Here is a 17,945-nt window from a genome sequence, read left to right as displayed (position 1 = left end):
AATTGTCCTTCATCAGTCATTCTCTGGAACATTTACATGAGCCAATCGACCAAACTTCTCGAGCCCTACAAGCTCGGCGCGCTGACGCTGCCGAACCGCCTGGTGATGGCGCCACTGACGCGCAACCGCGCGGTGCCGCCCGGCATGGTGCCGAGCCCGCTCGCGGTGGACTATTACGGCCAGCGCGCCTCCGCCGGCCTTCTGATCACCGAGGCGAGCCAGGTCTCGCAGCAGGGCCAGGGCTATCAGGACACGCCCGGCATCTATTCGAAGGAACAGGTCGAGGGCTGGCGCAGGGTCACCGATCGGGTGCATGAGCGCGGTGGCCGCATCTTCATCCAGCTCTGGCATGTCGGCCGCATCTCGCATGTCGCACTGCAGCCGAACGGCGGCGCGCCGGTGGCGCCGAGCGCCATCAAGGCCAAGACCAAGACCTTCGTGAACGGCACGTTTGCCGACGTGTCCGAGCCGCGCGCGCTCGAATTGTCGGAAATTCCCGGGATCATCGAGGACTTCAAGCGCGGCACGGCGAATGCGCTGGCGGCCGGCTTCGACGGCGTCGAGATCCATGGCGCCAACGGCTATCTGCTCGACCAGTTCGCCCGCGACGGCACCAACAAGCGCACCGACGCTTATGGCGGCGGAATCGAGAACCGCGCCCAGCTGATGCTGGACGTGTCCAAGGCGGTCGCCACCGAGGCCGGCGCCGATCGCACCGGCATCCGGATCTCGCCGGTGACGCCGGCCAACGACATCACCGACTCCAATCCGCAAGCGCTGTTCGACTACATCGTCGACCAGCTCAGTGCGCTGAAGCTGACCTATCTCCACGTCGTCGAGGGCGCAACCGGCGGCCCGCGCGATATCGCGCCGTTCGACTACGCCTCGCTGCGCAAGCGCTTCAAGCAGGCCTATGTCGCCAACAACGGTTACGACTTCGCGCTGGCGGAGAAGGTGCTGGAAGCCGGCGCGGCTGACCTGATCGCGTTCGGCAAGCCGTTCATCTCCAACCCCGATCTGGTCGAGCGGCTCAAGACCGGCGCGCCGCTCAACGAGTGGGACAAGGCGACCTTCTACGGCGGCGGCGCCAAGGGCTACACGGATTATCCGACGCTGAAGGCGACCGAGGCGGCGGAGTAGGGAGCGCTCCTCTCTCCACATCGTCATTCCGGGGCGATGCGAAGCATCGAACCCGGAATCTCGAGATTCCCCGGTGCGCAGTTGCGCACCTGAGGTCTGGTGCTTGCGCACCATCCCGGAATGACCTGGCAATCAGCAAAAAGGCCGGGATCGCTCCCGGCCTTTCGTCGTCTTCGGATGGCGTGGGCTGGTACGCCTTTGCTTGCGCCTTACTTCGCTTCGGCGCGCTTCGGCGGGTTGGCCGGCCACGACTTGATCAGCGTGTCGTAGTCGATCGTCTCGCCCTTCGGCTTCTCGTTCGCGAGCTTGCGCTGCGGAGCGATGGTGCCGTCCTTCTCGGCCTTCTTGTACCAGAACTCGGCGGATTCCTTCTTGTTCAGCTTCGGTCCGCAGGCGCCCTGCACACCGGACTTCTCAAGACGCTCCATCACCGAATCCTGGGCCGCGGCCAGCGCGTCCATCGCCTGCTGCGGCGTCTTGGTACCGGACGACGCATCGCCGATGTTCTGCCACCACAGCTGCGCGAGCTTCGGATAATCGGGCACGTTGTTGCCGGTCGGGGTCCACTGCACGCGCGCGGGCGAGCGGTAGAACTCGATCAGGCCGCCGAGCTTCGGCGCACGCTCGGTGAACGACTTGTCCCAGATATCGGACTCACGGATGAAGGTGAGACCGACATGGCTCTTCTTCAGCGACACCGACTTCGAGATGATGAACTGCAGATAGAGCCAGGCTGCCTTGCGGCGATCCGGCGGGGTCGACTTCAGGAGCGTCACGGAGCCGGCGTCCTGATAGCCGAGCTTCATGCCTTCCTTCCAGTAAGCGCCGTGCGGCGACGGAGCCATACGCCACTTCGGCGTACCGTCCGCGTTCATCACGGCGATGCCCGGCTTCACCATGTCGGCGGTGAAGGCGGTGTACCAGAACATCTGCTGAGCGATGTTGCCTTGCGCCGGCACAGGACCTGCTTCCGAGAAGGTCATGCCCTGGGCCTGCGGCGGGGCATACTTCTTCAGCCAGTCGAGATATTTGGTGATCGAGTAGACCGCGGCCGGGCCGTTGGTGTCGCCACCACGCTCGACCGAGGAGCCGACCGGACGGCAGCCTTCCATGCGGATACCCCACTCGTCGACCGGCAGGCCGTTCGGGATACCCTTGTCGCCGTTGCCGGCCATCGACAGCCACGCGTCGGTGAACCGCCAGCCGAGCGAGGGATCCTTCTTGCCATAGTCCATATGGCCGTAGACCTTGACGCCGTTGATCTCCTTGATGTCGTTGGTGAAGAACTCAGCGATGTCTTCATAGGCCGACCAGTTCACGGGCACGCCGAGCTCGTAGCCATACTTGGCCTTGAACTTGGCCTTGTACTCGGGGTTGGTGAACCAGTCGTAGCGGAACCAGTAGAGGTTCGCGAACTGCTGGTCGGGCAACTGGTAGAGCTTGCCGTCCGGCGCCGTGGTGAACGACTTGCCGATGAAGTCGTCGACGTCGAGCATCGGGTCGGTGACCTCCTTGCCCTCACCCTTCATGTAGTCCGACAGGATGATGGTCTGGCCGTAGCGGAAGTGTGTTCCGATCAGGTCGGAATCGTTGATCCAGCCGTCATAGACGTTCTTGCCCGACTGCATCTGGGTCTGCAGCTTCTCGACGACGTCACCTTCCTGGATGATGTCGTGCTTGAGCTTGATGCCGGTCAGTTCGGAGAACGCCTTGGCCAGCGTCTGCGATTCATATTCGTGCGTCGTGATCGTTTCCGAGACGACGTTGATCTCCATGCCCTTGAAGGGTTCGGCGGCCTTGGCGAACCACTCAAGCTCCTTCTTCTGGTCTTCCTTCGACAGCGTCGAGGGCTGGAATTCCGCGATCCACTTCTGGATCACGGCATCGTCGGCGGCGCGGGCCGGCGTGGCGACCGCGAGCGAGGCCGCGATCAGCGCGGCGGCGCTGGTCATAGTCAAAAGACTATCCTTTGTCGTTCTCAAATGTCGCATTATGATTCCTCCGGTTGCAGCGACAAACAAAACCCCAGGCCCGGGTTGACCCCGGATCTGCTCTTCTTCGCTTTCGTCAGACGGTGCGAAAGATCGCCACGGCTGAAAGAAGCGAAATCAGCGTTGCGAGCCACAGGCTCGAAATTTCCACGCCCTCGCCGATCGGCAGGGTGAGGATCGGATCGGTGCCGACGAGGCCGATCCACACCAGGTGGATCACCGCCGCCAGCACCAGCGAAATGAACAAACGATCGCCGCGCGTGGTCGGGATGCGCAGCACGCCGACCCGCTCGGCCTCGGGATAAACCGCCGCGAGCCAGGTCATCACGCCGAGCGTCGAGGCCAGCAGTACGAAGAAGATCGCGGTCGGCAGCGTCCAGGCCATCCATGCGATGGATTCCATGATCGCCTCCTAGACCCGGCCGAGCGCGAAGCCGCGCGCGATGTAGTTGCGGACGAACCAGATCACCAGCGCGCCCGGAATGATGGTGAGCACGCCGGCGGCGGCGAGCAGGCCCCAGTCCATGCCGGCCGCCGAGACCGTGCGCGTCATGATCGCCGCGATCGGCTTGGCCTGCACCGAGGTCAGCGTGCGCGCGAGCAGCAGCTCGACCCAGGAGAACATGAAGCAGAAGAAGGCGGCGACGCCGATGCCGCTTGCGATGAGCGGCACCAGGATCTTGATGAAGAAGCGCGGGAACGAATAGCCATCGAGGAACGCGGTCTCGTCGATCTCGCGCGGCACGCCGGAGACGAAGCCTTCGAGGATCCACACCGCCAGCGGCACATTGAAGATGCAGTGCGCGAGCGCGACCGCCCACGGCGTATCGAACAGGCCGATCGCCGAATACAGGTTAAAGAACGGCAGCGCGTAGACCGCCGCCGGCGCCATGCGGTTTGACAGCAGCCAGAAGAACAGATGCTTGTCGCCGAGGAAGCGGTAGCGCGAGAACGCATAGGCCGCCGGCAACGCCACCGCGATCGAGATGATTGTGTTGAGCACCACGTATTCGAGCGAATTGATGTAGCCCGAATACCAGCTCTCGTCGGTGAAGATGCGCTTGTAGTGCTGCAGCGTCGGCGTGTGCGGCCACAGCGTCATCGTCGAGACGATCTCGGCGTTGGTCTTGAAGCTCATGTTGACGAGCCAGTAGATCGGCAACAGCAGGAAGATCAAAAACAGCGCCATGATCAGGCGGCGGCCGGGGATCGAATGCATCACGCCGCTCCTTCCTTGGCCGGACGCTCGGAGCCGGCATTGACCATCACGGTGTAGAATACCCAGCACACGATCAGGATGATCAGATTGTAGACCAGCGACAGCGCCGCGGCCTTGCCGAGGTCGAACTGGCCGAGCGCAATCTTGACGAGCTCGATCGAGACGAAGGTCGTCGAATTGCCGGGGCCGCCGCCGGTGACCACGAACGGCTCGGTGTAGATCATGAAACTGTCCATGAAGCGCAGCAGCACCGCGATCAGCAGCACGCGGTTCATCTTCGGCAGCTGGATCGCCTTGAACACCGCCCAGCGCGAGGCGCCGTCGATCTGCGCCGCCTGGTAATAGGCGTCGGGGATCGACTTCAGCCCGGCGTAGCAGAGCAGCGCGACGAGGCTGGTCCAGTGCCAGACGTCCATCACGATGACCGTGACCCAGGCGTCGACCTCATTGGACACGTAATTGTAGTTGAGGCCGAGGTGGTTCAGCACATAGCCGAGCAGGCCGATATCGGGCCGGCCGAAGATCTGCCAGATGGTGCCGACCACGTTCCACGGAATCAGCAGCGGCAAGGCGAGGATGACGAGGCAGGCCGCGACGCTCCAGCCTTCGCGCGGCATCGACAGCGCGACGATGATGCCGAGCGGCACCTCGATCGCGAGGATCACCGCAGAGAAGAACAGGTTGCGGCCGAGCGAGGCCAGGAAGCGCCCGCCGAGATCGGTCGATGGATCGAGCAGCTCCTTGAACCAGCCGACCCCGTTCCAGAAGAACTGGTTGTTGCCGAAGGTGTCCTGCATCGAATAGTTCACGACGGTCATCAGCGGCAGCACCGCCGAGAACGCCACCACCAGGAACACCGGCAGCACCAGGAACCAGGCTTTTTGGTTGATCGTCTTGTCCATCAGGCGACCCCCTCCACCAAATGGCTGTCGGCATAGACGTGGACGTGCGCGGGATTGAAGATCAGCCCGGCGGTGTTGCCGGAGACCGAGAAGCCCGGCGGCACGCGCGCGGCGAATTTGGTATCGCCGACCCGCACGCGGGCGAACTGGATGCGGCCGAGATCGTCGATCCGCTCGATGGTGGCCGACAGCAGCCCTGACGCCGGCGACGCGATATCGACGAATTCCGGCCGCACGCCGATCTCGATCTTCTTGCCAGCAGGCAGCACACCATAGTTTCGATGCAGGCCGATGACATGGCCGTCGACCCGCGCCTCGTGACCACTGACCTCGGCGGGCACGATGTTCATGCCGGGCGAGCCGATGAAATAGCCGACGAAGGTGTGCGCCGGCTTGTCGAACAATTCGGCCGGCGTGCCGCTCTGCACCACGCGGCCGTCGTGCATCACGACGACGGTGTCGGCGAAGGTCAGCGCCTCGGTCTGGTCGTGGGTGACGTAGATCATCGTGAGGTCGAGCTCGCGATGCAGCGCCTTCAGCTTGGAGCGCAGCTGCCACTTCAGCTCGGGATCGATCACCGTCAGCGGTTCGTCGAACAGGACGGCCGCGACGTCGGAGCGCACCAGGCCGCGACCGAGCGAGATCTTCTGCTTGGCGTCGGCGGTGAGCCGCGTCGCCTTGCGTTTGAGATAGGGCGTGAGGTCGAGCAGATCGGCGATCTGCCTGACGCGCGCGTCGACCTCGGCCTTCGCGACGCCGCGATTCTTCAGCGGGAAGGCCAGGTTCTGGCCGACCGTCATGGTGTCGTAGATCACCGGGAACTGGAACACCTGCGCGATGTTGCGCTTCTGCGTCGACAGCGGCGTGATGTCACGGCCGTCGAACAGGATCTTTCCGCGCGACGGCGTCACGATGCCGGAGATCAGGTTGAGCAGCGTGGTCTTGCCGCAGCCGGACGGCCCGAGCAGCGCATAGGCGCCGCCCTGCCGCCAGGTCATGGTGACCGGCTTCAGCGCAAAGGATTCCTGCGGCGCGTCGTTGCCGCCGTAGGAGTGCGCGAGATCGACGAGGTCAATGCGGGCCATGAAGCATCTCCCTCACTTGCCGTTGCCGGCTGACGCGTTTGCAGCGCGCGCACTGCGATGCACGTTGCCCGAAAACGAGGTCGCGGGCGATGCGACGAGGCGGTCGGCGGCGTCGAACACGAAGATGTTGTCGGGATCGAGCGCGGCATCGAGCACCTGCCCGGGTTCATATTCGTGCACGCCGTGCAGCACCGCGACCCAATTCGAGCCGTGGACATGGACGTGCACAAAGCTCTCCGACCCGGTGATCTCGGTCACGGTCACCGCGGCGGAAAATTTGTGGCGGCCGGCCGCGACATTCCCGACCTCGAGCTGGTGTGCGCGGAAGCCGGTCCGGTAGCGGCCGTCGGGCAGATTGGCATAGAGGCCGGCCGCGGGCGCCTGCTCGCCGCCGGCATAGATCACTTGCGCGCCCTTCTTCTCGATGCCGATGATGTTGAGCGGCGGATCGGAAAACACCTGGGCAACGCGCAGCGTGTCGGGATGGCGGTAGACCTTCGGCGTCGCGCCGGTTTGCAGCGCCTGGCCTTGCCACATGCACACCGTGTCGCCGCCGAGCAGCAGCGCTTCCGACGGTTCGGTGGTGGCATAGACGAAGATCGCGCCGGAGGCCTCGAAGATGCGCGGCAGCTCGGCGCGCAGCTCCTCGCGCAGCTTGTAGTCGAGATTGGCGAGCGGCTCGTCGAGCAGCACGAGGTCGGCGCCCTTGACCAGCGCCCGCGCGATCGCGGTGCGCTGCTGCTGGCCGCCGGAGAGTTGCAGCGGCGTGCGCTTCAGGAACGGCTCGAGCCGCAACAGGCCGGCCGCTTCCGCCACCCGCCGCTCGATCTCGGCGCGCGGCTTGCCCTGCACGCGCAGCGGCGAGGCGATGTTCTCGTAGACCGTCAGCGAGGGATAGTTGATGAACTGCTGATAGACCATCGCGACCGAACGCTGCCGCACGTCGGCGCCGGTGACGTCCTTGCCGTCGACCAACACGCGGCCGGTGGTCGGCTTGTCGAGGCCGGCGAGCAGCCGCATGATCGAGGTCTTGCCCGACAGCGTCGGCCCGAGCAGCACGCTGAGCGTGCCACGCTCCAGCGTCAGCGACACGTCGCGGATGGTCGGAATGCCATCCACGGTTCGCGTGACATTCTGCAGTGTGACGCTCATGCCCGTCCTCCCGCTTCGCGGAGGGGACGTTCACCGGACACGCGGTTGGCGAGCATCCACTCGTCGAGCGCGGCGATTTCACCCGCCGTCATCCGCAAGCCCAGCTTGGATCGTCGCCAGACGACATCGTCCGCAGTCCGAGCCCATTCGTTCGCCATCAGGTACCTGACTTCGCTTTCCGTCAAGGTGGCGCCGAAGGAGCGGCCAAGATCGGCCGTCGATGTTGCATTGCCCAAGACTTTGCTGGCGCGCGTGCCATAGGCATGCGCGAGACGATTGGCGTGCGATTGCGCGAGAAACGGATAGGTGCGGATCAATTCGGCGCTCAGCGCCGCGACCGCGGATACATCCATGTCGCCGCCGGGCAGCGGCGCCTTGCCGGTCCAGCCCTCCTGCGCCTTTGTGCCGCGGAGATAAGGCGACAGCCGCTCCAGCGCCTCTTCGGAGAGCCGGCGATAGGTCGTGATCTTGCCGCCATAGATCGACAGTAGCGGCGCACCGCCGGGCGTATCTAGCTCGAACACGTAGTCGCGGGTCGCGGCCTTGGCTTCGCTGGCGCCGTCGTCATAGAGCGGACGCACGCCGGAGTAATTCCAGACCACGTCCTCGGGCTTCACCGGCTTGGCGAGATACGCGCTGGCGGACGCGCAGAGATATTCGATCTCCTCCTGCGTCGCCTTCACCTTGGCCGGATCGCCGTCATAGTCGCGATCGGTGGTACCGATCAGCGAGAAGTCGTTCTGATAGGGAATGACGAAGATGATGCGGCCGTCGGCGTTCTGGAAGATGTAGGCACGGTCGTGGTCGTAGAGCTTGGGCACCACGATGTGCGAGCCCTGCACCAGGCGCACCTTGGCGCGCGCGTTGACGCCGGCGCCCGAGGCCAGGACCTGTTCGACCCAGGGACCGCCGGCATTGACCAGCACGCGTGACTGGATCGTGTCGCGGGCACCCGTGACGCTGTCCTCGACCGTGACGTGCCAGACGCCGTCGACTTGCCTGATCTCGACCGCGCGGGTGCGGGTGCGGATCTCGGCGCCGCGATCGGCGGCATCGCGCGCGGTCAGCGCAACCAGCCGGGCATCGTCGACGAAGCAGTCGGAATATTCAAAGCCCTTGGTGTAGCGGCCCGGGATCAGCGGCTTGCCGACCGCGTCGCGCGTCAGATCGACCGAGCGCGTCGCCGGCAGCAAATGCCGGCCGCCGATATGGTCGTAGAGGAAGAGGCCGAGCCGCAGCAGCCAGGCCGGACGCAGGCCGGCGTGGTGCGGCAAAACGAAACGTAGCGGCCGAATGATGTGGGGCGCGATCTGCCAGAGGATTTCGCGTTCGATCAGCGCCTCGCGCACCAAACGAAACTCGTAATATTCGAGATAGCGCAGACCGCCATGCACGAGCTTGGTCGACCAGGACGACGTCCCGCTAGCCAAGTCATTCATTTCACAGAGGAAAACAGAGTTACCCCGGCCCGCCGCATCGCGTGCGATGCCGCAGCCATTAACGCCGCCTCCAATGATGGCGAGGTCGTAAATCTGGTCCAAAGAACGCTTCCCCCGGCAACCGCCTTCGCTTTGACGGTTTTACTTTCGTATTGGAGTAAATCACAACCAAAAACGAAAGCAAAGTGAAAATGGGGAACTCGGGCTGGGGATTCTTTGGGCGGAGTGCCCGTGGTCAGGGCTTTTGGAGGGACGGGACGAGCGACGCTTGGCGTGACGCCAGGCAAGGCGGTGGCGGACGGTCAGGGACGCTGTGGCGATCGTCCGACGCGCAATTCCGGCAGAGCCTTTTCGGGATCGTAGGTACGGTGAACTTCACCGCCTACCCGCTTGGCGCAAGCTCGGCTGTCGCGCACAAAGTAGACGGCGAGCAAGAGCACACCGGTCGACGCGACGAATGTGTGACCGCTGGCGAACAGGACGTAGAAGACCAACGATGCGACGAAAAGGATCGCATACCATTTGAGCGCGAAGCGGAGATAGATTCGCCCGATCGAGCGAGCCCTGTTCATCGGATCGCCCGATTGCCTGGCAGCGACGCCGACAGCACGAGAAAGAAAAGCGGAAAGAACACGAAGATCGCGACATAGGCCCAGAGGTGTCCGCCGCCGAGCGCGACTTGCAGGGCGCTATATCCCGATGATTTTCGGTGCGCCAGGAGTGCCCAGAATGCAAAGCAGAACAGCGGCATCGTGAGATACTTCCACTGCTCTCGCCATCGCGCAGGATGGTCGCGAGATCGCCAAGCAATGCGATCAGGAACAGGGAAAACGTGACGGCGTAGAGCGCGACCAGCGGCAGGAAGAGGTGCTCGAACCTCACCCCCGCGATTGCTTCAGCCGACATCGGGATGCCATCCGCAAACAGGCTCCCGAACGGCGGGATTGCGAACAGCCGCATGTCAAAGCCCATCGCCTGGCCAAGCCAGAACAGGACGATCGCCACCAGGCCGATTACCGACTGCGCGAGGAAGCCCCCGCTCGCGATGCGCTGACACGGCGATCCCGAAAGGAAGATCCGCGACAGTCCGTAAAGCAGTTTCCTGCCACGGCCGTTCTGCTGTTCCAGTTCCGAAAGCCAGGCCTGGCGGCTCTCGCTGCCGAGGCGAAAGATGTCGGCACGGACGCTCTTCGATGGCGGCTGGGTCTCACCATCGAACGCACGCATGACCACAAGCGCAGAAACAGCGCCGGCCAGCGCCGTCGCGCACGCGGATGCGACGTTAAAGCCAAGGACAAACGAGACGACGCCGAACATCGCCGCCATGCCCAATGCCGTGACGATCTTGAATTGCGTGCTGACCAATGAACCGCTCCACCTCAGGCAGGCTACAACAGCGGCCGAAAGGCATCCGAAACAGGTTCGCTAAAACTTGAGAGATCAAGCGCCTTGCGCGCTGCGCAGCGCCGCGGGTGCCGCGTCGGCGGCGTTGTCGTCGAGATCGACTTGCGGCTTGTCCATCGCGACGACCACCTCGATACCGCGGCTGTGGCAGATATTGGCGAGGCCCGCAGGAAGCGGTGAATCGGTCACGAAGGTCTGGATCTGGCTCATATGGGCGATCCGCACCGGCGCGCTGCGGCGCAGCTTGGTCGAGTCCGAGACCAGCATCACGTTGCGCGCATTGGCGATGATCGCCTGCGCGACCTGCACCTCGCGATAGTCGAAGTCGAGCAGCGCGCCCTCCTCGTCGATGGCGGATGCGCCGATGATGGCGTAGTCGACCTTGAACTGGCCGATCAGCTGGGTCGCGGTGGAGCCGACCACGGCGCCGTCGGCGCGGCGCACCGTGCCGCCGGCCACCACCACCTCGATGCGCGGATGGCGGTAGAGCAGCATCGCGACGTTGAGGTTGTTGGTGATGACCAGCAGGTCCTCATGCGAGGTCAGCGCGCTCGCGACCTCTTCCGTGGTGGTGCCGATATTGATGAACAGCGAGCAGCCGTTCGGAATCCGTGCCGCCGCGGCAGCGCCGATCGCCTTCTTTTCCTCGGCGGCGACGAAGCGGCGCGCCTCGTAAGCGAGGTTCTCGACGCCCGAGGCGATGATCGCGCCGCCATGGATGCGGGTCAGCGAGCGCTGGTCGCAGAGATCGTTGAGGTCCTTGCGGATGGTCTGCGCCGACACCTCGAACCGCTTGGCGAGGTCTTCGACCATGACCCGGCCGAACGCGCGCGCGATGTTGAGGATTTCAGTCTGGCGATGGGAGAGTCCGGCCACGGCGGCCCCCTTGAAACGGCGAGTCGCCCATGGTGCGACCGTTCGGCACGGAGGTCAACGTGCAGTGCCGGGTCAGGGAAGGCCTGGGCGAAGGTGGACGCTTCGCCCGGGCCATGCGCAATGACGCGAAGGCGTTCTACGATGCCATCTGCATGGATTGACCGGCGAGCAGCCGGCGCGCCGCGCGCTCGGCCTCGCGCGCATTGCGGAAGATCTGGCCTTCAAGGCGGTCAAAAAGGTGCGATGCAGCAAAGAACTGATAACCACGCGTATCGCGCACCACGATACCCGCCGTCTGCGAACTCACTTCGATCACGTAACTGTCGGACATTGTCAGCCTCGGTTTGACTTCGGCCCGACAACGGAGTCGCTGGCTGTTTGTTCCTCGATTATTTTGCGCGGCGAAGCGCCAAAAACTCCGGGTTTTTGCAATCAAACCACGCTCCGGACTCAGTTTCGACGCGTTTCCTTTCCCACCGAATCAGCGGCACTGGCGCGCGGAGGATGTCAGGTTTCGATCGTCGCGCCGTCGCGCTGAATCGGTTGCGGATGGCCCTGCTCGTCGATCGAGACATAGGTGAAATTGCCGTCGGTCACGAGGATCGACTGCTGCTCGCGGCGGCGCAGCACCCAGGCCTCGAGATGCACCGTGATCGAGGTGCGGCCGATGCGCACCAGATTGGCGTGGACGGAGACGAGATCGCCGACATTGACCGCCTTGCGGAAGTTCATCGCGTCGATCGCGACCGTCACGGTGCGCGACTTCGCCACCTTGGAGGCGAACACGCCGCCACCGAGATCCATCTGGCTGAGCAGCCAGCCGCCGAAGATGTCGCCATTGGCATTGGTGTCGGCCGGCATCGCCAGCGTGCGGATGCAGAGATCGCCCTTCGGCTCGGCGTCGTTGCTCAGCGGCGCGTGAGCGTGGGCGTCGGTCACTTGCGAGCCGGTCACTTGCGAATCGCTCACTTGAATGCCTCCCAGCCGGGATCCGGCGCAAATCGTCCGCCGAACTTGCGCATCAAGGCCTGCATGGCCGACACCACATCGTCGACGCCGCGGCTGCGCGCATAGTTGAGCGGGCCGCCGCGGAACGGGGCATAGCCGGTGCCGAAGATCATCGCGCCGTCGACCATATCGGGATTGTCGACGATGCCTTCGCGCAAGGCCGCGACGCAGACATTCGAGATCGGCAGCACCAGGCGGTCGATCATCTCATCGGTGACCCGGGGACCGGTCTCCGGCAGCGGCGCCTTTTCCGCCTTGCCGTCCTTCCAGGTGTAGAAGCCCTTGCCGGTCTTGCGGCCGAGCTCGCCTTTGGCGACTTTTTCACGCAACCACGCAGGCGTCGGCGGCAGCGTGTCGCCGAACTTCGAGCGCAGCATGTCGCCGACATCGAGGCAGATATCGAGGCCGACCTGGTCGGCGAGTTCGATCGGCCCCATCGGCATGCCGAACTCGACGGCGGCTGCGTCGATCAGGCGCTGATCGGTCTTCTCGTCCAGCATCATCATCGCTTCCAGCATGTAGGGCGTCAGCGCGCGATTGACGAGGAAGCCCGGCGAGCTCTTCACCGGCAGCGGCAGGCGGTCGATGGCGCCGACGAACGCGAGCGCCTCCTTGAGCATCGCCGCATCGGTGCCGTCATGGCTGACGACCTCGACGAGTTGCAGCCGCGACACCGGGTTGAAGAAGTGCAGGCCGAGCAGCCGCTCCGGCCGTGCCAGCGTGGTGCGCAGGTCCTGCAGCGGGATGCTCGAGGTGTTGGTGGCGAGGATCGCGCCCGGCTTCAGCTTCGGCTCGAGGCCGGCATAGACCTTCTGCTTCAGCTCGAGCTTTTCTGGCACCGCCTCGATGATCAGATCGGCATTGCGGACGCCCTCGCCGTCCATGTCGGGGATCAGCCGGTCGAGCGCGTCGCGCTGGTCGATCCGCTTGCGCATGATCTTGCCGAACAACTCCGCGGCGCGCTTCATCGCGCCCGCAATTGGCTCGGCCTTCATGTCGGCGAGCGTCACCCGCATGTCCTGGTTGGCGCACCACGCCGCGATATCGCCGCCCATCGCGCCGGCGCCGATGACATGGACGTGCGCAACCTTGTTGCCGCTGCCGGCGAGCTTCTTCATCTGCTCTCGCAGGAAGAACACACGGATCAGGTTCTGCGCGGTCGGTGTCACCATCAGATTGGCGAACGAGGCCTTCTCCGCATTCAGCATCGCCGCGCGGTTGCCGGCGTGCTTCTCCCACAGATCGATCAGCGCATAGGGCGCCGGGTAATGCTTGCGCGGCGCGGCCTTCTCGGCCTCGCTGCGCATCCGCGAGGCGAGGAAGCCCCTGACCGGACCAAGATTGAGAATCGAGTTGAGCGCGCCCGGCCTGGCGCGCTTCAGCCGGCCGAACACCGCATCCTTCGCCGCGTTGCGGACATGGCGCTCCTGGGTGACGGCGTCGACCAGGCCGAGCGCCTTGGCGCGGCGCGCGTCGATGGTCTTGCCGGTCAACATCAAGGTCATCGCCTGCATCGGGTTGACCAGCTCGGTGAAGCGCACGGTGCCGCCAAGACCTGGATGCAGGCCGAGCATCACCTCTGGGAAACCGAACCTGGCATCGTCGATCGCGATCCGCATCTGGCAGGCCAGCGCGACCTCGAGGCCGCCGCCGAGGCAGAAGCCGTGGATGACGGCGACCGACGGCACGCGCAGCGCCTCGAGCCGGTCGATCACCGCATGGGCGCGACCGATCGCGGTCTCGACCGCGCTGGAATCGCTGGCGCCGCGAAACTCATTGACGTCAGCGCCGGCGATGAAGCCGCTTGGCTTGGCCGAGCGCACCACGAGACCCGCCGGCCGCTGGTTCTCCAGCGCCGCGACGATGGCATCGAGCTCCTCGAGTAGATCGGCGGACAGCGTGTTGGCGCTGGCGCCGGCGCGGTCGAACAGCAGCCAGGCGATACCGTCGTCATCGCGCGTCAGCTTGAAATTCTTGTAGGGACTGTCGGCGGCAGGCTTCGGCCCGAGTTCGAGCACGCGATCGGCGAGAAGGTCCATGATCCGTGAATCCATGATCACACCGTCTCTATCAACATCGCGCCGCCCTGCCCGCCACCGATGCATTCGGTGGCGACGCCGCGCCTGGTGCCGAGCCGCTTCATCGCATTGACCAGATGCAGCACGATGCGGTTGCCGCTGGTGCCGACCGGATGGCCGAGGCTGATCGCGCCGCCGTCGACGTTCAACTTCGCGCGGTCGATCTCGCCGGCCGCGCCATCGAGCCCAAGGATCTCGCGGCAGAATTTTTCGTCGTTCCATGCCGCGAGGCAGCCCAGCACCTGGGTGGCGAAGGCCTCGTTCAGCTCCCAGGTCTCGACATCCTGCAAGGTCAGGCTATTGCGCTTGAGCAGCGCGCTCGCCGAGAGCACCGGGCCGAGGCCCATGATCGAGGGATCAAGCGCCGACCATTGGCTGTCGAGGATGACGGCCTTCGGCGTCAGCCCGTGCTTGGCCGCCGCCTTCTCCGACGCCAGGATCACCCAGGAGGCGCCGTCGGTGATCTGCGAGGAATTGCCGGCGGTGACCTGGCCCCACGGACGCTCGAACACCGGCTTCAGCTTTGCGAGCGTCTCGGGCGTCGAGTCCGGTCGGACGCCGTCGTCATGGTCGAAGAACTTGCCGTCGCGGGAGAACGCGGTCTCGACCTCGCCCTTGAGAAAGCCCTGCTGCTGCGCGTTGGCCAGCCGCTGATGGCTCTCGGCGGCATACGCATCAGACTGCGCGCGCGTAATGCCGAAGAGATGACCGACCTTCTCGGCGGTCTGCCCCATGTTGAGCTCGGTGATCGGGTCGGTCAGCCCGCGCTCGAGGCCGATGATCGGCTTGAAGTAACTCGGCTTCACCTTCAGCGCCGCGGCGATCTTGGCACCTAGCCCCTTGGCGCCGGCGAAGCCGGCAAACCAGCGCACGCCCGAATTGGGCCAGACCAGCGGCGCGTGGCTCAAGGCTTCGGCACCGCCGGCGAGGATCAGGTCGGAGATGCCCTCGCGGATGTAGCGATAGCCGGTGTCGATCGACTGCATGCCGGAGCCGCAATTGATCTGCACCGTGAAGGCGACCATCTGTTCGCCCATACCGAGCCTGAGCGCCGCAACCCGTGCCGGGTTCATCTCGTCGGCGATCACGTTGACGCAGCCGAGGATCACCTGGTCGAAGGCGGTGGGCGCGAAAGGCTGCCGTGCCAGCAGCGGCCGACCGCATTGTACGGCAAGATCGACCGGGGTGAACGGGCCGGGACCGGAGCGCGCCTTCAGGAACGGCGTCCGGCTGCCGTCGACGATAAAGACTGGTCGCGCCATCAGCTCGCCGCCCTCTGCTCACCAAGTTCCTGGAAGAACTGATGCACGTCGGCGGATTTCTTGTAAATCGGGGACAGCGCCTCCGGCGCAAAATCATCGACCTCGATGACTTTGGCGACGGCCTCGTGGGCAGCGGCAAGCTTCTCGCCGTCGGCCTCGGTGATGACGCCCTTCTTGACCGCCTCCTTCCAGTCATGCAGGCGCGCCGCGCGCAGCTGCTTGGCGGCATCCTCGGCCTCGGTGACGAGGCGGAAGGCCTTCTCCAGCCTTGCGATGCCGCCGTCGTCCTCGACAAAGGCGAGGTCCGGCGTCAGCCGGTCGCGCGCCGCTGACGGCGACAGCACGAGCTGCGCGCATTGCTGCACGACGCGGTCCGTCGGGCCGGTGACGCGGGCACCGAACGGCTGGACCAGGAATTTCAGCAGCCAAGCCACCGGGCGGTTCGGCAGATTGGCGAAGATTTCCGCAAAGCGGTTCTCGATGGTCTTGAAGCCGGACGCCATGCACCATTCGAGCGCGGGAAGATCCTCCTTCTGTCGGCCCTCGTCCTGCCAGCGTTTCAAAGCAGCGGAGAGCAAATACAGCTCGGACAGGATGTCGCCGAAGCGTGCCGAGAGCATCTCCTTGCGCTTCAGCGCGCCGCCGAGGGTGAGCAGCGCCATGTCGGCGCACAGCGCGAACGCCGACGAGTAGCGCGACAGCTGGCGATAGAACTCGGTCGCATCGCCGGCATCCGGCGCCGGTGCGAACATCCCAAAACTCCAGCTGCGGCCCCAGGCGCGGAACATGGTCGCGAAGCTGTGGCCGATATGTTTCCAGAACGCGGTGTCGAACGCGGTCAGACCCTTGTCGCGGTCGGTCTCGCCGAGCGCGTTCATCTCCAGCAACAGATATGGATGCGCGCGGATCGCGCCCTGCCCGAACACGATCAGATTGCGGGTCAGGATGTTGGCGCCCTCGACCGTGATGCCGACCGGCACCGAGCGGTAGAGCCCGCCGAGATAATTCTGCGGCCCGTCGATCACGGCCTTGCCGCCATGGATGTCCATGGCGTCGTCGATCGCGATCCGCATCCTCTCGGTGGCGTGCAGCTTCATGATCCCGGAGATGACGGCGGGATGATGCCCCTCGTTCAGTGCGGCGCAGGTCAGCCGTCGCGCGGCGTCGAGCAGATAGGCCGTGCCGGCGATGCGGGCGAGCGGCTCCTCGATGCCTTCGAATTTCGAGATCGAGATGCCGAACTGCTCGCGGATGCGGGCATAGGCGCCGGTGGTGCGCGCGGCATAGGCAGCGCCGGCCGCCGACAGCGACGGCAGCGAGATGCCGCGGCCGGCGGCGAGCGCCGTCATCAGCATCTTCCAGCCATGACCGAGCCGTGCCTCGCCGCCGATGATGTAGTCGAGCGGGATGAAGACGTCCTTGCCCCAGTTCGGGCCGTTCTGGAACACCTGCATCGCCGGCAGATGGCGGTGGCCGATCGACACGCCCGGCAGATGGGTCGGGATCAGCGCGACGGTGATGCCGAGCTCTTCCTCGCTGCCGACGAGGTGATCGGGATCATAGGCCTTGAAGGCAAGGCCGAGCAGCGTCGCGACCGGGCCGAGCGTGATGTAGCGCTTGTGCCAGTTGAGCCTCAAGCCGAGCACCTCACGGCCTTCGAAATTGCCCCTGCAGATGATGCCGGTGTCGATCATCGAGGCGGCGTCGGAGCCTGCCTCCGGGCTGGTCAGGCCGAAACATGGAATGTCCTGTCCGGAGGCGAGGCGCGGCAGCCATTTGTCCTGCTGCTCCTTGGTGCCGAACCGCATCAAGAGCTCTCCGGGCCCGAGCGAGTTCGGCACCATCACGGTGACGGCCGCGGTCAGCGAGCGCGACGAGATCTTGCGCACCACCTCGGAATGCGCGTAGGGCGAGAAGCCGAGGCCGCCGTATTCCTTCGGGATGATCATGCCGAAGAATTTCTTGGCTTTGATGAAGGCCCAGACTTCGGGCGGTAGGTCGCGCCATTCCCAGTTGATCTTCCATTCGTCGAGCATCCTGCAGAGCTCGTCGACCGGACCGTGCAGGAAGGCTTGCTCTTCCTCGGTCAATCTGGCCGGCGCGAACGCCAGCAATTTCGACCAGTCGGGATTGCCGGTGAAAAGATCGGCGTCCCACCAGACGTCGCCGGCTTCCAGCGCCTCGCGCTCGGTGTCCGACATCGTCGGCAGCACGCCACGCGCCCAGGAGAAGATCGGTTTTGTCATATAGTCGCGGCGGAAGCTCATGGCGGATCCCTCATGAAACGGCGGCGCGGATGGGTGATCTTATCGGAAAGTGCCGTTCACCGGTGAACACTTCGCTTCGCAGATAAAGCGAAATTGACGCGGCCCAGGCGCCATTTTGTTAA

Annotated in this window: 16 protein-coding genes; 2 read left to right on the top strand and 14 right to left on the bottom strand. The window is 64.7% G+C overall.

The features are described 5' to 3' along the window. Nucleotides 1-36: 36 nt before the first annotated feature. The gene (locus J2R78_RS24200) at nt 37-1,140 is read left to right on the top strand and encodes an alkene reductase (protein WP_057016961.1); all 1,104 of its coding nucleotides are present in this window, start codon (nt 37-39) and stop codon (nt 1,138-1,140) included. A 209-nt stretch (nt 1,141-1,349) separates the two neighbouring features. On the opposite strand, the gene J2R78_RS24195 is transcribed toward J2R78_RS24200, so the two are convergent. The 9 genes from J2R78_RS24195 to J2R78_RS24155 form a co-directional block, all read right to left on the bottom strand. Further along, nucleotides 1,350-3,092, bottom strand: coding sequence for an ABC transporter substrate-binding protein (locus J2R78_RS24195; RefSeq protein WP_038382516.1), 1,743 nt, complete (start codon nt 3,090-3,092; stop codon nt 1,350-1,352). Between the two features lie 115 nt (nt 3,093-3,207). Then, a complete protein-coding gene (locus J2R78_RS24190) occupies nt 3,208-3,534 on the bottom strand; it encodes a DUF2160 domain-containing protein (protein ID WP_016846242.1) in 327 nt (108 codons plus the stop codon). 9 nt (nt 3,535-3,543) lie between these two features. Beyond that, on the bottom strand, nt 3,544-4,350 hold the full coding sequence (locus J2R78_RS24185) for a carbohydrate ABC transporter permease (RefSeq protein ID WP_028333212.1): 807 nt from the start codon (nt 4,348-4,350) through the stop codon (nt 3,544-3,546). Then, entirely contained in the window at nt 4,350-5,252 is a 903-nt protein-coding gene (locus J2R78_RS24180; RefSeq protein WP_028338609.1) for a carbohydrate ABC transporter permease, read from the bottom strand. Before J2R78_RS24180 ends, J2R78_RS24185 begins: the two co-directional genes overlap by 1 nt. After that, nucleotides 5,252-6,337 (bottom strand): ABC transporter ATP-binding protein, encoded by a 1,086-nt coding sequence (locus J2R78_RS24175; protein ID WP_253607113.1) that lies wholly within the window; start codon nt 6,335-6,337, stop codon nt 5,252-5,254. The genes J2R78_RS24180 and J2R78_RS24175 overlap by 1 nt, the downstream gene beginning before the upstream one ends. A 12-nt stretch (nt 6,338-6,349) precedes the next feature. After that, nucleotides 6,350-7,489 (bottom strand): ABC transporter ATP-binding protein, encoded by a 1,140-nt coding sequence (locus tag J2R78_RS24170; protein ID WP_168857235.1) that lies wholly within the window; start codon nt 7,487-7,489, stop codon nt 6,350-6,352. After that, nucleotides 7,486-9,030, bottom strand: a complete 1,545-nt coding sequence (gene glpD / locus J2R78_RS24165) for a glycerol-3-phosphate dehydrogenase (protein ID WP_225158590.1) — start codon at nt 9,028-9,030, stop codon at nt 7,486-7,488. The genes J2R78_RS24170 and glpD overlap by 4 nt, the downstream gene beginning before the upstream one ends. A gap of 273 nt (nt 9,031-9,303) precedes the next feature. Next, nucleotides 9,304-10,293 (bottom strand): hypothetical protein, encoded by a 990-nt coding sequence (locus J2R78_RS24160; RefSeq protein WP_253607112.1) that lies wholly within the window; start codon nt 10,291-10,293, stop codon nt 9,304-9,306. Nucleotides 10,294-10,368: 75 nt separating this feature from the next. Next, nucleotides 10,369-11,208: a DeoR/GlpR family DNA-binding transcription regulator gene (locus J2R78_RS24155; protein ID WP_057016956.1), complete on the bottom strand. Its 840-nt coding sequence runs from the start codon at nt 11,206-11,208 to the stop codon at nt 10,369-10,371. A gap of 29 nt (nt 11,209-11,237) precedes the next feature. Between J2R78_RS24155 and J2R78_RS44800 the strand changes: the two genes are divergently transcribed. Then, nucleotides 11,238-11,369, top strand: coding sequence for a hypothetical protein (locus J2R78_RS44800; RefSeq protein WP_256521284.1), 132 nt, complete (start codon nt 11,238-11,240; stop codon nt 11,367-11,369). Here the strand turns inward: J2R78_RS44800 and J2R78_RS24150 are convergent. The 5 genes from J2R78_RS24150 to J2R78_RS24130 form a co-directional block, all read right to left on the bottom strand. Further along, nucleotides 11,345-11,539 carry a hypothetical protein gene (locus tag J2R78_RS24150; protein ID WP_057016955.1) on the bottom strand — a complete coding sequence of 65 codons (195 nt, stop codon included), beginning with the start codon at nt 11,537-11,539 and terminating at the stop codon, nt 11,345-11,347. The genes J2R78_RS44800 and J2R78_RS24150 overlap by 25 nt on opposite strands. 176 nt (nt 11,540-11,715) lie before the next feature. Then, nucleotides 11,716-12,177: an acyl-CoA thioesterase gene (locus J2R78_RS24145; RefSeq protein ID WP_057016954.1), complete on the bottom strand. Its 462-nt coding sequence runs from the start codon at nt 12,175-12,177 to the stop codon at nt 11,716-11,718. Beyond that, entirely contained in the window at nt 12,174-14,270 is a 2,097-nt protein-coding gene (locus tag J2R78_RS24140; RefSeq protein WP_253607111.1) for a 3-hydroxyacyl-CoA dehydrogenase NAD-binding domain-containing protein, read from the bottom strand. Before J2R78_RS24140 ends, J2R78_RS24145 begins: the two co-directional genes overlap by 4 nt. 2 nt (nt 14,271-14,272) lie before the next feature. Beyond that, a complete protein-coding gene (locus tag J2R78_RS24135) occupies nt 14,273-15,556 on the bottom strand; it encodes an acetyl-CoA C-acetyltransferase (RefSeq protein WP_253607110.1) in 1,284 nt (427 codons plus the stop codon). After that, nucleotides 15,556-17,823 carry an acyl-CoA dehydrogenase gene (locus J2R78_RS24130; RefSeq protein ID WP_253607109.1) on the bottom strand — a complete coding sequence of 756 codons (2,268 nt, stop codon included), beginning with the start codon at nt 17,821-17,823 and terminating at the stop codon, nt 15,556-15,558. The genes J2R78_RS24135 and J2R78_RS24130 overlap by 1 nt, the downstream gene beginning before the upstream one ends. Nucleotides 17,824-17,945 lie beyond the last annotated feature (122 nt).

Origin of the sequence: Bradyrhizobium sp. USDA 4538 (assembly GCF_024171045.1) — a bacterium.
Classification (GTDB): domain Bacteria; phylum Pseudomonadota; class Alphaproteobacteria; order Rhizobiales; family Xanthobacteraceae; genus Bradyrhizobium; species Bradyrhizobium australafricanum.
Note: the sequence above shows the minus strand (reverse complement) of the source record. Positions and strands in the feature narration are given on the sequence as shown.